Annotated in this window: 15 protein-coding genes and 1 pseudogene; 7 read left to right on the forward strand and 9 right to left on the reverse strand. The window is 69.0% G+C overall.

Annotation, left to right across the window (positions count from 1 at the left end):
* From L0P92_RS14310 to L0P92_RS14320, 3 genes and pseudogenes are all read left to right on the forward strand, one after another.
* A pseudogene (locus L0P92_RS14310) lies at positions 1-609 on the forward strand (helix-turn-helix domain-containing protein); the annotation flags it as partial.
* Positions 610-637: 28 nt separating this feature from the next.
* Positions 638-1,366 carry an AzlC family ABC transporter permease gene (locus L0P92_RS14315; RefSeq protein ID WP_234763029.1) on the forward strand — a complete coding sequence of 243 codons (729 nt, stop codon included), beginning with the start codon at positions 638-640 and terminating at the stop codon, positions 1,364-1,366.
* Complete coding sequence (locus L0P92_RS14320) at positions 1,363-1,671, forward strand: AzlD domain-containing protein (protein ID WP_234763030.1); 309 nt, start codon at positions 1,363-1,365, stop codon at positions 1,669-1,671. Before L0P92_RS14315 ends, L0P92_RS14320 begins: the two co-directional genes overlap by 4 nt.
* 3 nt (positions 1,672-1,674) lie before the next feature.
* On the opposite strand, the gene L0P92_RS14325 is transcribed toward L0P92_RS14320, so the two are convergent.
* Positions 1,675-2,619 (reverse strand): hypothetical protein, encoded by a 945-nt coding sequence (locus L0P92_RS14325; protein ID WP_234763031.1) that lies wholly within the window; start codon positions 2,617-2,619, stop codon positions 1,675-1,677.
* Between the two features lie 80 nt (positions 2,620-2,699).
* Between L0P92_RS14325 and L0P92_RS14330 the strand changes: the two genes are divergently transcribed.
* The 4 genes from L0P92_RS14330 to recX all read left to right on the forward strand — a co-directional run bounded on the left by L0P92_RS14330 (position 2,700) and on the right by recX (position 6,712).
* On the forward strand, positions 2,700-2,894 hold the full coding sequence (locus L0P92_RS14330) for a DUF3046 domain-containing protein (RefSeq protein ID WP_234763032.1): 195 nt from the start codon (positions 2,700-2,702) through the stop codon (positions 2,892-2,894).
* Between the two features lie 60 nt (positions 2,895-2,954).
* Positions 2,955-4,241, forward strand: coding sequence for an AI-2E family transporter (locus L0P92_RS14335; protein ID WP_234763033.1), 1,287 nt, complete (start codon positions 2,955-2,957; stop codon positions 4,239-4,241).
* A gap of 371 nt (positions 4,242-4,612) precedes the next feature.
* Positions 4,613-5,737 (forward strand): recombinase RecA, encoded by a 1,125-nt coding sequence (recA, locus tag L0P92_RS14340; RefSeq protein WP_234763034.1) that lies wholly within the window; start codon positions 4,613-4,615, stop codon positions 5,735-5,737.
* Positions 5,738-5,740: 3 nt separating this feature from the next.
* Positions 5,741-6,712, forward strand: a complete 972-nt coding sequence (gene recX, locus L0P92_RS14345) for a recombination regulator RecX (RefSeq protein ID WP_234763035.1) — start codon at positions 5,741-5,743, stop codon at positions 6,710-6,712.
* A gap of 213 nt (positions 6,713-6,925) precedes the next feature.
* Here recX and L0P92_RS14350 read toward each other — a convergent pair whose 3' ends face one another.
* From L0P92_RS14350 to L0P92_RS14380, 8 genes are all read right to left on the reverse strand, one after another.
* A complete protein-coding gene (locus tag L0P92_RS14350) occupies positions 6,926-7,330 on the reverse strand; it encodes a rhodanese-like domain-containing protein (protein ID WP_372497263.1) in 405 nt (134 codons plus the stop codon).
* Positions 7,321-7,890: a cupin domain-containing protein gene (locus L0P92_RS14355; protein ID WP_234763037.1), complete on the reverse strand. Its 570-nt coding sequence runs from the start codon at positions 7,888-7,890 to the stop codon at positions 7,321-7,323. Before L0P92_RS14355 ends, L0P92_RS14350 begins: the two co-directional genes overlap by 10 nt.
* Positions 7,891-7,990: 100 nt before the next feature.
* Positions 7,991-8,077 carry a putative leader peptide gene (locus L0P92_RS45705; protein WP_313960178.1) on the reverse strand — a complete coding sequence of 29 codons (87 nt, stop codon included), beginning with the start codon at positions 8,075-8,077 and terminating at the stop codon, positions 7,991-7,993.
* A 162-nt stretch (positions 8,078-8,239) separates the two neighbouring features.
* Entirely contained in the window at positions 8,240-9,937 is a 1,698-nt protein-coding gene (locus L0P92_RS14360) for an FAD-dependent monooxygenase (RefSeq protein ID WP_234763038.1), read from the reverse strand.
* 177 nt (positions 9,938-10,114) lie between these two features.
* Positions 10,115-11,047, reverse strand: a complete 933-nt coding sequence (locus tag L0P92_RS14365) for an amino acid ABC transporter permease (RefSeq protein ID WP_234763039.1) — start codon at positions 11,045-11,047, stop codon at positions 10,115-10,117.
* Positions 11,044-11,718, reverse strand: a complete 675-nt coding sequence (locus L0P92_RS14370; RefSeq protein WP_062719417.1) for an amino acid ABC transporter permease — start codon at positions 11,716-11,718, stop codon at positions 11,044-11,046. Before L0P92_RS14370 ends, L0P92_RS14365 begins: the two co-directional genes overlap by 4 nt.
* 96 nt (positions 11,719-11,814) lie before the next feature.
* Positions 11,815-12,657, reverse strand: coding sequence for a glutamate ABC transporter substrate-binding protein (locus L0P92_RS14375; RefSeq protein WP_234763041.1), 843 nt, complete (start codon positions 12,655-12,657; stop codon positions 11,815-11,817).
* Positions 12,658-12,835: 178 nt separating this feature from the next.
* A complete protein-coding gene (locus tag L0P92_RS14380; protein ID WP_030046930.1) occupies positions 12,836-13,612 on the reverse strand; it encodes an amino acid ABC transporter ATP-binding protein in 777 nt (258 codons plus the stop codon).
* Positions 13,613-13,667: the final 55 nt, after the last annotated feature.

Genomic DNA, 13,667 nt, shown 5'->3' on the forward strand with positions numbered 1-13,667 from the left:
GGTTCAGGGGAGCGGGCGCGGCACTGGCGGTACGGGGCCGTCTACCCGTCGCCGGAGGTGGTGGCCGAGATCGCCGCCGAGACCACCTTGATCCGAGGGACACCGGGGTTCGTCAGGCCCGTGCTGGATGATCGGTACGCCGTGGGACTGGTGCATCAGGTGCTGCGTGCCGCTGATGAGGGGAACGCGTTGGCTGCCGACACGCTGCTTCGGGTGGCCGTGACCAGGCTGCTGCGGTTGAACGGCGGGGCCCTGCCGCAGCGGGAGGTGCGGACGGCGGGGGCTCGGGTCGCCGTACGCGCGCGTGAGGTGTTGGAAGAGCGGATCGCCGAGCCGCCGAGTCTGGAGACGCTGGCTCTTGATCTTGGCAGCAGTCCGTTCGCCTTGCTGCGGGCGTTTCGGGAGCTGTACGGGATGCCGCCGCATGCCTGGCTGACCGATGCGCGGGTGCGGGAGGCGCGGCGGCTGCTGGATGGGGGTGTCTCGCCGGCGGAGGCGGCCGTGGCGGTGGGGTTCACTGATCAGTCGCATCTGAACCGGCACTTCACCCGGATCGTCGGCGTTCCTCCGGGGGCGTATCAGCGGGAGCGCAAGAACGTACAAGACGCGCGGCAGTGGTCGGTTTAGCGTCGCGGGCGTGGCAGAACAGAAAGCTCTCGAAGATCTCCGTGTCGAAGGAGACAAACCGGATCGTGTCGTCGTACGGGACGCACTGGGCGTCGGCGTCGCCGTCGGGCTGTCCGGGTTCGCGTTCGGTGTGACGTCGGCGGGCAGTGGACTCACGCTCGTGCAGACCTGCGCGCTCAGTTTGCTGGTGTTCACGGGGGCGTCCCAGTTCGCACTTGTCGGGGCCCTCGCGGCCGGGGGAGGTCCGCTGACCGCGGCAGCCGGTGCCTTCTTCCTGGGGGTGCGCAACGCCTTCTACGGGCTGCGGTTGTCGCAGTTGCTGAGCCTCACGCGCGCGGTGCGGCCGTTCGCCGCGCAGTGGGTGATCGACGAGACGGCCGCTGTCGCGCTGGCGCAGCCGACGCGGCGCGGTGCGCGGATCGGGTTCGTGGTGACCGGGCTCAGCCTGTACGTGCTGTGGAACCTGACGACTCTGCTCGGTGGGCTCGGGGCGGAGGCCATGGGCGACACCGATGCCTGGGGACTGGACGCGGCCGGGCCCGCTGTCTTCCTGGCGCTGCTCGCGCCGATGCTGAAGTCGACGACCGAGCGGGCTGTCGCCGGTCTCGCCGTGGTGCTGGGACTCGGGTTGCTGCCCGTGCTGCCCGCCGGCGTGCCCGTTCTGGTGGCCGCCCTCGCGGCGCCGGTCGTGCTGTGGGCGCAGGGACGTAGCGGAGACGTACGGGAGGGCGAGCGGTGAGTACCTGGATCGCGATCGGCGTCACCGCTCTGGGCTGCTACGGCGTCAAGCTCGTCGGGCTGCTGGTGCCCGCGGGCGCTCTGGAGCGGCCTCTGATACGGCGTCTCGCCGCCCTGTTGCCCGTCGCCCTCCTTGCCGCTCTCACGGCTCAGCAGACGTTCGGGGACGGGCAGGAACTGGTGCTGGACGCGAGGGCGGCAGGAGTCGCCGTGGCTGCCGTGGCGCTCGTCCTGCGGGCGCCGTTCCTGCTCGTCGTCGCGGCGGCCGTGGTGGTGACGGCGGGGGTGCGGGCCCTGGGCGGGTGAGGCTCAGCCGATGTGACGGCCGTACGCGCGGAGTGTGCGCAGCGCCTCGATGGTCACCATGGGGCGTGCCTCCAGCGCGGTGCCCGGCGCCCACTGGCGCCATCGGATCGGCCAGCCCCCGTCCTCCTGCTGCTCGCCCGCGAGGTGGTCGAGGGAACGGCTCATCTCGGCGTCCGTGAACCACGCGCGCGCGAAGGAGCGCGGTGTCCTCGCGTAGTGATGCGGGAAGTGGTGCTCGCCGGGGGCGTAGCCGGGAGAGACCGGGTAGGCGTCGAGGTCGTCCGGATCGAGGGCCGCGAGGCACTGTTCGCGCACCAGGCGGCCCAGGCGGTCGGCGGCCGCCTCCGCGCGCGGGCGGTCGGGAGCGGAGTCCAGGAAGGCGACCGCGGCCTCGATCTCGTACGGATGGGACTTCTCCAGGGACTCGACCGCCTGCCAGCAGAAGTCGGTGGCCCGGAACAACCAGGCGTGCCAGACCTCGTTGCGGTGCAGTAGACCGACCACCGGTCCGGTGGCCAGGAGCGAGCTGGGAGCGTCCTCCACGATCGGGATGAAGGGGGCCGCCGGGTAGCCGCGCTGGCTCGGGTGGATCGCCGGAAGGGCGCCGTCCGGGGTGGAGACCGAGGTGAGGTAACGGCACACGCGGTCCACGCGCTGTCCGCCGCAGCGCTCGATCGCGTCCAGGACCTGGAGTGCGTGACCGGTGTGCAGCGGCTGGCTGACCGGGCCGCGCAGATCCGGCTCCAGGGCGTGGCCGTACCCGCCGTCCTCGTTGCGGTACGCGTCCAGCGCGGTCTCCACCGGGTCGGCGGCGCCGTTCAGGAAGTGGTAAGCGAAGAGGCGCTGCTCGAGCACGCGCGCGGTGAGCCAGACGAACTGCTCGGCGCGGAAGAGCGGGGAGCGCGCCGGGGGCGTCGGGGGGAGTGGGGAAGCTCCGGTTTCGGGCATGCGACAGACCGTAGGGTGGAAAGCGGTCTCGACAAGCGGACCCGGCGCAGGCCCACTCTCAGGGGCGGGATACTGGAGGCATGCGGTTGACGGTCTTCTGGGAGCGGATGGCGGACCATTTCGGTCCGGGATACGCCGACACCTTCGCGCGCGACCATGTGATGGCGGAGCTCGGCGGGCGCACGGTGCACGAGGCGCTGAACAGCGGCTGGGAGGCCAAGGACGTGTGGCGTGTGGTCTGCTCCGTCATGAACGTTCCGGGGGAGAAGCGCTGACAGGTCACGAAGATCGCAGGACGGCAGCCGGTTGTCGGTGGCGTGGGCGAGACTTGCTTCGTGGCACGCACTGACGAGACCGGGCAGCCCGCCCGGCACACATCACCGTTCGGCACGACGCCGCCCACCCCGCCGCCGGGCGAGGGCGCCGCCGGGCCGGACGCCCGCATGCCTCGTTGGCTGCCGCGAGCCCTGGTGCTCGCGCTGGCACTCGTCGGCGTGTTCCAGCTGGGCAGCTGGGCCTTTCACCAGCTCACCGGGCTACTGATCAACATCCTCATCGCGTTCTTCCTGGCCCTGGCCATCGAACCGGCGGTGAGCTGGATGGCCTCGCGCGGCATGCGCCGAGGGCTGGCCACCGGCATCGTCTTCCTCGCCGTGATCATCGTGTCCGCCGGGTTCGTGACGCTGCTGGGGTCCATGCTCGCGGGCCAGATCATCAAGATCGTCGAGGACTTCCCGGAATACCTCGACTCCGTCATCAACTGGATCAACGCGCACTTCAACACCGAGCTGCGCCGCGTGGACGTCCAGGAGGGCCTGCTCCGGTCCGACTGGCTGCGCAACTACGTGCAGAACAGCGCCACCGGCGTCCTGGACGTGTCCGCCCAGGTCCTCGGCGGTCTCTTCCAGCTGCTGACGATCACGCTGTTCTCGTTCTACTTCGCCGCTGACGGTCCGCGACTGCGCCGCGCGCTGTGCTCCGTACTGCCGCCCGCCAAGCAGGCCGAGGTGCTGCGGGCGTGGGAGATCGCCGTCATCAAGACGGGCGGCTATCTGTACTCGCGTGGCCTGATGGCGCTCATATCCGGGATAGCCCACTACATCCTGCTGGCGAGCCTGGACGTGCCGTACGCGCCCGTGCTCGCCGTCTGGGTCGGCCTGGTCTCGCAGTTCATCCCCACCATCGGCACGTATCTCGCGGGCGCGCTGCCCATGCTGATCGCGTTCACGGTCGATCCCTGGTACGCGCTGTGGGTGCTGATCTTCGTCGTGATCTACCAGCAGTTCGAGAACTATGTCCTGCAGCCCAAGCTGACCTCGAAGACCGTCGACATCCACCCCGCCGTCGCATTCGGCTCGGTCATCGCGGGCACCGCCCTCCTCGGCGCGGTGGGCGCGCTGATCGCCATCCCGGCCATCGCCACGCTGCAGGCGTTCCTGGGGGCGTACGTGAAGCGTTACGACGTCACGGACGATCCCCGCGTCCATGGGCACCGGGGGCGGGGAGCGGGGCGGGGTCTGGTCACGCGCGCGCGTGCGCTGTGGGCCAAGCGGCCGGGATCGGCGCGGCCAGGGACGGACTCGGGGGGTTCCGGGGGGAGTTCCACGGAGAACTCCGGCTGAGTAGTACGTGCGGTTTGCCCTGGGAGCGTGAGTCTGCCGGGGTTGCGTGTTTATACCTGCTTGGGGTGTCTGCTTGTGGGGTCGCGTGTGGGAGCGGGGCGCGGCCAGCAGGGCCGGCAGGGCCGAGAATCCGGGGCGTCCCGGGCCGCGAACGTAGTCTCGTAGGTGACGTGTGGTGCGCTTGACACGAAAATCGAACATCCATTCTCATGGAGGCTCCGGCGAGGCGCTCGACGGGCATTTCGCCCAGGTTTCGATGGAGAAGTTCCCGAGTTATCCACAGGCCGGACGGGCGTCGGGGCGCATTGTCAGTGGCAGGCGTTAGCGTCTTTGACGTGAAGCGATCGACTCAAGCAAACCGGGTGGAACCCATGGCAGGAACCGACCGCGAGAAGGCCCTGGATGCCGCGCTCGCACAGATTGAACGGCAATTCGGCAAGGGCGCGGTCATGCGCATGGGCGAGCGGTCGAATGAGCCCATCGAGGTCATCTCGACCGGGTCGACCGCGCTCGACGTGGCCCTCGGCGTGGGCGGCCTGCCGCGCGGCCGTGTCGTGGAGATTTACGGCCCGGAGTCGTCCGGTAAGACGACCCTGACCCTGCACGCGGTGGCCAACGCGCAGAAGGCCGGCGGCCAGGTCGCCTTCGTGGACGCGGAGCACGCCCTCGACCCCGAGTACGCCAAGAAGCTCGGCGTCGACATCGACAACCTGATCCTCTCCCAGCCCGACAACGGCGAGCAGGCCCTGGAGATCGTGGACATGCTCGTCCGCTCCGGCGCCCTCGACCTCATCGTCATCGACTCCGTCGCCGCGCTCGTCCCGCGTGCGGAGATCGAGGGCGAGATGGGCGACAGCCACGTCGGTCTCCAGGCCCGTCTGATGAGCCAGGCCCTGCGGAAGATCACCAGCGCGCTCAATCAGTCCAAGACCACCGCGATCTTCATCAACCAGCTCCGCGAGAAGATCGGCGTGATGTTCGGCTCCCCGGAGACCACGACCGGTGGCCGGGCGCTGAAGTTCTACGCCTCGGTGCGTATCGACATCCGCCGTATCGAGACCCTGAAGGACGGCACGGAGGCGGTCGGCAACCGCACCCGCTGCAAGGTCGTCAAGAACAAGGTCGCGCCGCCCTTCAAGCAGGCCGAGTTCGACATCCTCTACGGCCAGGGCATCAGCCGTGAGGGCGGCCTGATCGACATGGGCGTGGAGCACGGCTTCGTCCGCAAGGCCGGCGCCTGGTACACGTACGAGGGCGACCAGCTCGGCCAGGGCAAGGAGAACGCGCGCAACTTCCTCAAGGACAACCCCGACCTGGCCAACGAGATCGAGAAGAAGATCAAGGAGAAGCTGGGCGTCGGCGTGCGGCCGGAGGAGCCCGCTGCCGAGCCGGGTGCGGACGCCGCGGTCTCCGCCACCCCGGACGACGCCGCGAAGACGGTGCCCGCTCCGGCGACCAAGGCAGCCAAGACCAAGGCTGCGACAGCCAAGAGCTGACCCGTGACACGGCGAACGGACTGGGCCGAGTACGCCGCCTACCCGGACGCTCCGCGCGAGCGGAGACGAGGCGGCGGCGAGGGCTCCTCCGGGGTGGGCGGCCGTGCCCATGAAGGAGACGCGGCTCATGACGCGGACCGGGGGGACGACGGCACGGCGCCGTACGGCAGAAGCAGGTCCTTCGGCGGGTACGGCGACGGGTCGGGCTCGGCATACGGCGACGAGCCCGGCCTGACCTACGGCGATGAGCCGGGCCAAGGCACCGTGGACGGCGAGGCGTGGGCTGAGGGCGGTTCAGTACATGGCTTCGGTGAGTCCGGCTCCGGTGCACCCGGTCGTGGCTCGCGCCGCAGCCGGAGCGGGGCCGGGGGCTCGGACGGCTCGCGCGGGCGTCGTCGGCGCGGTCGTACAGAGCCGCCCGGTGAGGACGGAGGCGCCTCTTCCTCGTCGAGGGCCGAGGAGAGGACGCCCCCAGGGGACCCGGTGGAGCAGGCGCGGGCGATCTGTCTGCGCCTGCTCACCGGGACCCCGCGCACGCGCAAGCAACTCGCGGACGCCCTGCGTAAGCGCGAGATCCCGGACGATGCCGCCGAGGAGGTGCTGTCGAGGTTCGAGGAGGTCGGCCTCATCAACGACAGTGCGTTCGCGGACGCCTGGGTGGAGTCCCGGCACCACGGCCGAGGGCTCGCCCGCCGCGCGCTCGCCCGGGAACTGCGCACCAAGGGCGTCGACTCCACACTGATCGACGCGGCTGTCTCCCAGCTCGACTCCGAACAGGAAGAGACGACCGCACGCGAACTCGTCGCCCGCAAGCTGAGTTCCACGCGTGGCCTCGACCGCGACAAGCGCCTGCGCCGCCTCGCGGGCTTGCTCGCCCGCAAGGGTTACCCCGAGGGCATGGCCCTACGAGTGGTCCGGCAGGCCCTGGAGGAAGAGGACGAGGACACGGAGTTCCTCGGGGACGAGGGGTACTGATCCGGACGGCCCCGGAACCATAGACGGCCGCACATGGGCCTGGACATGAGCGAAGGCCGACGACGATCGCAAGGTTTCCGGTCCCGGACACGGTGGACGCGCGGGGGCGCCCATCGCGTTCGGGGCCGGACAGTGATCAGGCGGGTCTGTTGGCACCGTCCCGCTCCGCTGCCTTCGATCACTCGCTGGGCATGAGCTTCTCCAGCCCCTACGTCACCGGACCGGAAGCCCCTCCGCCCGCCACGCCTGGAAACCTCCGACCAGGTCGGTGGCCCGGTGCAGTCCCAGTCGCCGTAGCGACTCGGCTGCCAGGCTCGACGCGTACCCCTCGTTGCAGATTACGACGACCAGAAGCTCGTGACTCGTTGCCTCGGGGGCGCGATGGCTGCCCTGGGGGTCGAGCCGCCACTCCAGTTCGTTGCGCTCGACCACGAGGGCTCCCGGGATCAGACCGTCCCGCTCACGCAGGGCCGCGTACCGGATGTCGACCAGCAGAGCCTCGCCGGACTGCGCCGCCTCGTACGCCTTCTGCGGCTCGATCCGCGAGTAGCCCGCGCGTACCCGCTCCAGCAACTCGTCGATGCCGACCGGCCGCTCACTCCCGCCGCTCACTGCCAGTCCTCCGGACGCTCCACCTGCTCCAGGCGCAGGATCGGCCCGCTGCGGCTGAAGCGGCGGATGCGCGGCAGCGGCGGATAGTAGGCGTGCACGGAGATCGCATGCTGGTCGGAGGACTCGTTGAGGACCTCGTGCACATGGTGATGGCCGAAGGAACGGCCCTTTCCGGCCGGCAACCGCCGTTCCCGGTCCACGTCGTCCGTCAGTTCCAGCGTCTTCCAGCCGTCGGCGGGTAGCCGGACGGCGAGCGCGTTCTCCTTGAGCTCACCGGCCGCGGTGACGAAGGCGCCGACCGAGTCGGCGTGGTCGTGCCAGCCGGTGCCCGTCCCGGGCGGCCAGCCGATCAGCCAGGCCTCGCTGCCGCCGGGGCCTTCGAGCCGTACCCAGGTGCGGCCTTCTGGGTCGAGCGGAAGCGAGGCGATCAAGTCGGAGTCGGCGGCGGTACGCCGTACGAAGTCGAGAAGGTCCGCCTGCGTCGGAGTGGAGTTCGCCGTGGAATTCGATGCGGGAGGCCTGGCCACCGGGTTGGAAGCGGCAACGGCGGCAGGAGAGACAGACACGGGCACCGTCCTGAAGTGAGTTCGCGAAGTGCGCGCGACGGCACCGGAGACAGGAATCAGGAGGCCAGGAGCGGCGCGCGCGAGAAGAAGAGAGGCGAGTTCAGCAGGACGGGCGACACACGCAGCCCGCATAGCGGACGAGGTCCATATGGACCCTCCGCCACAGGCGCACACAGGTGTCGGTCACGATCCGGAGTACACCATGCCGGTGCGGGCCGGTCAACTCACTGTCACTATGCGGACCACACAGTGACGGTGAGTGCTGCTTCCGGGGCAGGACCTGTTCGTTTCTCGGCCATCGGGTCGGCCGTTCTGATCGAAGGCGAAGGCGAAGGCGAAGGCGAAGGCGTCAGCGTGAGCCGGCCGCAGCCTCCGCCTCCTCGGCGGCCTGGCCGGTCTTGCTCGCCTTGCTCGCCTTGCTCGTCTTGGCCGCCTTGGTCGCCTTGACCGGTCCACCCAGCGTCGCCTCGGCGGCCGCGTACAGATCGGCCGGCCGCACCCCGCTCAAGGCGGTCACCAGGTGGCCGTCGGGTCGGACGAGCAGCACGCTGTGCGCGGACGCCCCCGGATAGCTTTCCGCGACCAGTAGTTCGGCCGGATACGGCAGCGCCGTCACTGCGGCCGCCAGTCGCGGCATGATCCCGGCGGTCGCCCAGTGCTTGCGCTCCCACACGCCCGTGCCGGGAGCGATCAGCAGAACCAGCAGCGCGCCGCGTCCGAGCCGGTCCCGAAGCCGTACGAAGGAGCCGTCCTCGGCCGTTACGCGTACGTCCATGACCGGCGCACCGCGAGGTGTGTCGACCGGGACCTCGCCCTCCAGGTGCGGGGGCGCGAGGGGTGAGCCGGCATACGTCCCCGGCGCACCGATCGCTCCCTGCCCGAGGTGGCCGTCGATCAGCAGCGCGTCATGGCCGCGGGTGGAGCCGGGGACGTACGCGCGCAGCCCTCCGCCGCCGCGCAGCAACGGCAGTGCCTGGTCGGCGGCGCGCAGCCGGGCGGCGACGGCCGCGCGCCGCTCCGCCTGGTAGCTGTCCAGCAGCGCCTCGTACGACCCGTGGTGCCAGGCCGACGCCAGCTTCCAGGCGAGGTTGTCGGCGTCCCTCAGCCCTTCTTCCAGCCCATGTGTGCCGAGCGTGCCGAGGCAGTGCGCCGCGTCCCCGGCGAGAAAGACGCGGCCCACGCGCCAGCGGCGAGCCAGGCGGTGATGGACCGTGTGCACCCCGGTGTCGAGGAGTTCGTACGGCGGTGTCGGACCGGTGGACCAGCCGGCGAGCGTCTCGCGGACGTGCGACACCAGCAGCTCGGGTGTGACCAGGTCCTTGCCCGGCGGCAGCAGCCAGTCAAGGCGCCAGACCCCGTCCGGGAGCGGCCGTCCGGTCACCTCCCCGCCCGAGGGTCCGGACGTCCGCCACGGCGGCATCCGATGGAGCAACGCCTGGCCCTCCCACGGAAGTTCCACACGCAGCGCGGCCACGGCGTGTCGCTCCACCGCCGTACGGCCCGGAAAGCGGATGTCCTGGAGTTTGCGCACGGTCGAGCGGGGGCCGTCGCAGCCGACCACGTAACTGGCGCGCCACCAGGTGCCCTTGGGGCCGCGGGTGTGGACGGTGACGCCCGAGGGCTCCTGCTCGATGGCGTCCAGGCGGCTTTCCACGACGACCTTGACGAGCCGTTCGTCGGCGAGGGCCGCGCGCAGGGCACCGGTCAGCACGTGCTGGGCGATGTGCAGGGGAGCGGGGGTCGTGACGCGCTCGCGTCCCTCTGCCTCCTCTTCGGCGGCGTCGTCGAACGTGATCTCGCGCATCACCTGCTTGCGCCGCACTGCCCGCCATCCGGCCCAGTGGGCCCCGGCCTCGGAGAGCGGAGTGCCCGTCAGGCGTTCCAGGAGGGCGGTGGTCTCCTCGCGCAGGACGACGGTACGCGCGAGGCGGAGTTCGTCCTTGCCGGGTCCCTCGTCGAGGACGACGGACGGCACCTCCTGACGGGCCAGTGCCAGGGCGAGCGTGAGCCCGACGGGCCCCGCTCCGACGATGATCACCGGGTCCACGGCGCGGCGCCCCCTGCCCGCAGCGGTGTCCCGAGGGACGCGAGTGAACAGAAAGTTGGAGCAGGGTGCACGATCACAGAACGTATGCAACCCATTGCCGGTGCTTGCGTCAAGTGACGGAGGGCAGTGGCGATCATGCCACTGCCCTCTGGGTCGCTCATGCTATTTGACTGCTCGTCAGGTATAGGTCCTGGACCCCGGTAGGCCGCCGCCTTCGCCGCCGGTCCCGAAGGAGCCGCCCACCGCAGCCGGGTTCAGTTCCTCCATGTCCTCGGCGCTGAGCACCGCGCCTGTGCTCTTCTTGCTGCGCCGCAGTCGCTTCTCCAACCAGCTGGCGAAGCTGGTGAGGATGAAGTTCAGCACGATGTAGATGAGCGCCACCACGATGAAGCTGGGAATGACGTTGGCGTAGTAGGACGCCATGGTCGCGCGTGAGTTGAGCAGTTCGGTGAACCCGATCATCACGCCGCCGAGTGCGGTGTCCTTCACGATGACCACGAGCTGGCTGACGATGGCGGGCAGCATGGCGGTGACCGCCTGCGGCAGCAGGATGCTCCTCATGGTCTGACTCTTGCGCAGACCGATCGCCATGGCGGCCTCACTCTGCCCCTTGGGCAGGGAGAGGATGCCGGCCCGTACGACCTCGGCGAGGACAGACGCGTTGTACAGCACCAGGCCGGTGACGACCGCGTAGAGGGGACGCTGTTCACTGGTGACGTTCGTCCAGCGGTCGTAGAACTCGTTGGCGAACAGCATGAGCAGCAGGACCGGGATGGCCCGGAAGAACTCGACCACCCACGCGGCAGGAAGCCGTACCCACCGGTGGTCAGAGAGGCGAGCGATGCCGAAGAACGCGCCCAGCGGAAGAGCGATCACCATGGCCAGTGCCGCGGCCTTCAGCGTGTCGGCGAGGCCGGGCAGCAGATAAGTGGTCCAGGCCTCCGACTGGGTGAACGGCTTCCACAGGGCCCATTCCAGCTGGCCCTTCTCGTCCATCGTGTTCCAGATGAACCATACGAGCAGGGCGAGCAGGGCGAAGAAGACCACCGAGATGATCAGATTGCGCCGCTTGGCGCGCGGGCCCGGAGCGTCGTAGAGAACGGAGCTCATCGCTTCACCGCCAGTCGCTTGCTCAGCCAACCGAGGAAGAGGCCGGTCGGCAGGGTCAGTACCACGAAACCGAAGGCGAAGACCGCGCCGATTAGGACCGTCTGAGCCTCGTTCTCGATCATTTCCTTCATCAGGTAGGCGGCCTCGGCCACGCCGATCGCGGCCGCCACGGTGGTGTTCTTCGTCAGGGCGATCAACACGTTGGCCAGCGGGCCGATGACCGAGCGGAAGGCCTGCGGCAGGATGATCAGCCGGAGGGTCTGGCTGAAGGTCAGTCCGATGGCACGGGCCGCCTCGGCCTGGCCGAGCGGCACGGTGTTGATGCCGGAACGAATCGCCTCACAGACGAAGGCCGCGGTGTAGGCGACGAGACCGAGGATCGCCAGGCGGAAGCCCTGGACCTTGAAGTCGGAGGCGCCCATCGTTACGCCGAAGATGTCGGCGAGGCCGAGCGAGGTGAAGATGATGATGACCGTCAGGGGGATGTTCCGGACGATGTTCACATAGGCCGTGCCGAACCCACGCATGAGCGGGACCGGGCTGACCCGCATCGCGGCCAGGAGGGTGCCCCAGACCAGGGAGCCGATGCCGGAGAGGAGGGTGAGTTTCACCGTCATCCAGAAGGCACCCAACAGGGTCGGGTTGTCATAGTCAGAAAGAAAGTCGAACACGATCTCCCGCGCTTCCGGGTGGGTGGCGTACGTGGATAGCGCGGCGCGCCGCCGCCCTGATCGCGGTGGACGGCGGCGCGCCGGTGAACCCTTGCGCTACTTGACGATGACGCCGATCTTCGGCGCGGGCTCGTTCTTGTAGTTGGCCGGACCGAAGTTGTCGGCGACCGCCTTGTCCCAGGCCTTTTCCTTGACCATCTTCTCGAGGGCGGCGTTGATCTTGTTGACGGTCTCGGTGTCGCCCTTCTTCACACCGATGCCGTAGTTCTCATTGCTCAGCTTGAGGCCGGCGAGCTTGAACTTGCCCTTGTACTGCTCCTGCGCGGCGTAGCCGGCGAGGATCGAGTCGTCGGTGGTCAGGGCATCCACGGCGCCGCTCTGCAGGCCCGCGAGGCACTCCGAGTAGGTGCCGTTCTCCTTCAGGTTGGCCTTCGGGGCGAAGTCGTTCTTGACGTTCTGAGCCGAGGTGGAGCCGACCACCGAGCACAGGTTCTGGCCGTTGAGGTCGGTGGCCTCAGAGATCTTCGAGTCGCTCTTGACCAGCAGGTCCTGGTGGGCCAGCAGGTACGGCCCGGCGAAGTCGACCTTCTGCTTGCGCTCGTCGGTGATCGAGTACGTGGCCGCGATGAACTTCACGTCGCCGCGGGCGAGCGCGTTCTCGCGGTCGGCGCTCTTGGTCTCGACGAACTCGATCTGGTCGGCGTCGTAACCGAGTTCCTTGGCGACGTAGGTCGCCACGTCGACATCGAAGCCGGAGAAGGAACCGTCGGGCTCCTTCTGGCCCAGACCCGGCTGGTCGTACTTAATGCCGATCTTGATCTTGTCGCCGCCACCGGAGCCCGAGTTGCTGTCGCTGTCGCCGTCACCACCACAAGCGGTGGCGGTGATGGAGAGGACGATTGCAGCGGCGGCCGCGGCGGAGGCCTTGCGGAGCTTCATGGTGAACATCCTTTGTGTGAAGAAGAGATGCGTGCCGTCAGGAACGGCGGTGACGCAGGTCGTCGGGTGCGGGAAGCAGTCCGTCGGTGGTGCGTGGTGCCCACCTCGTGAGGGGTGCGGACTCGCACCGTCAGTGGTGCGGCTCGCACCCCGTCAGAGGCGCGTGGAACGCACCACGTCAGTGGTGCAGGATCTTGGACAGGAAGTCCTTGGCGCGGTCGCTGCGCGGGTTGCTGAAGAACTGGTCCGGCACAGCTTCTTCGACGATCTTGCCGTCCGCCATGAACACCACCCGGTTGGCGGCCGAACGGGCGAAGCCCATCTCGTGGGTCACGACGATCATGGTCATGCCGTCGCGGGCGAGCTGCTGCATGACCTCCAGGACCTCATTGATCATCTCCGGGTCGAGCGCCGACGTGGGCTCGTCGAAGAGCATGACCTTGGGGTCCATGGCCAGCGCACGGGCGATGGCCACACGCTGCTGCTGGCCGCCGGAGAGCTGGGCGGGGTACTTGTCCGCCTGGCTGCCCACGCCCACCCGGTCGAGCAGGGAGCGGGCCTTCTCCTCGGCCTTCTTCTTGTCGGTCTTGCGGACCTTGATCTGGCCCAGCATCACGTTCTCGAGCACGGTCTTGTGCGCGAAAAGGTTGAAGGACTGGAAGACCATTCCGACGTCGGCACGCAGCTTGGCCAGCGCCTTGCCCTCGGCGGGCAGGGGCTTGCCGTCGATCGCGATCGTGCCGGAGTCGATCGTCTCCAGGCGGTTGATGGTGCGGCACAGGGTGGACTTTCCGGACCCGGAGGGTCCGATGACCACGACGACCTCGCCGCGGGCGATCGTCAGATCGATGTCCTGGAGCACGTGCAAGGCGCCGAAGTGCTTGTTCACGTTCTTCAGGACGACCAGCTCGCCGGTCGCGGCCACATCTTCCTTGGCCACCGATACTTCGGTCATCGCTCTCAGGCTCCGTCCTCCTCGGTTTCGGAGGACAGTAGTAACCGTATCCGAC

This window comes from Streptomyces muensis, from assembly GCF_021474425.1.
GTDB classification, from domain to species: domain Bacteria; phylum Actinomycetota; class Actinomycetes; order Streptomycetales; family Streptomycetaceae; genus Streptomyces; species Streptomyces muensis.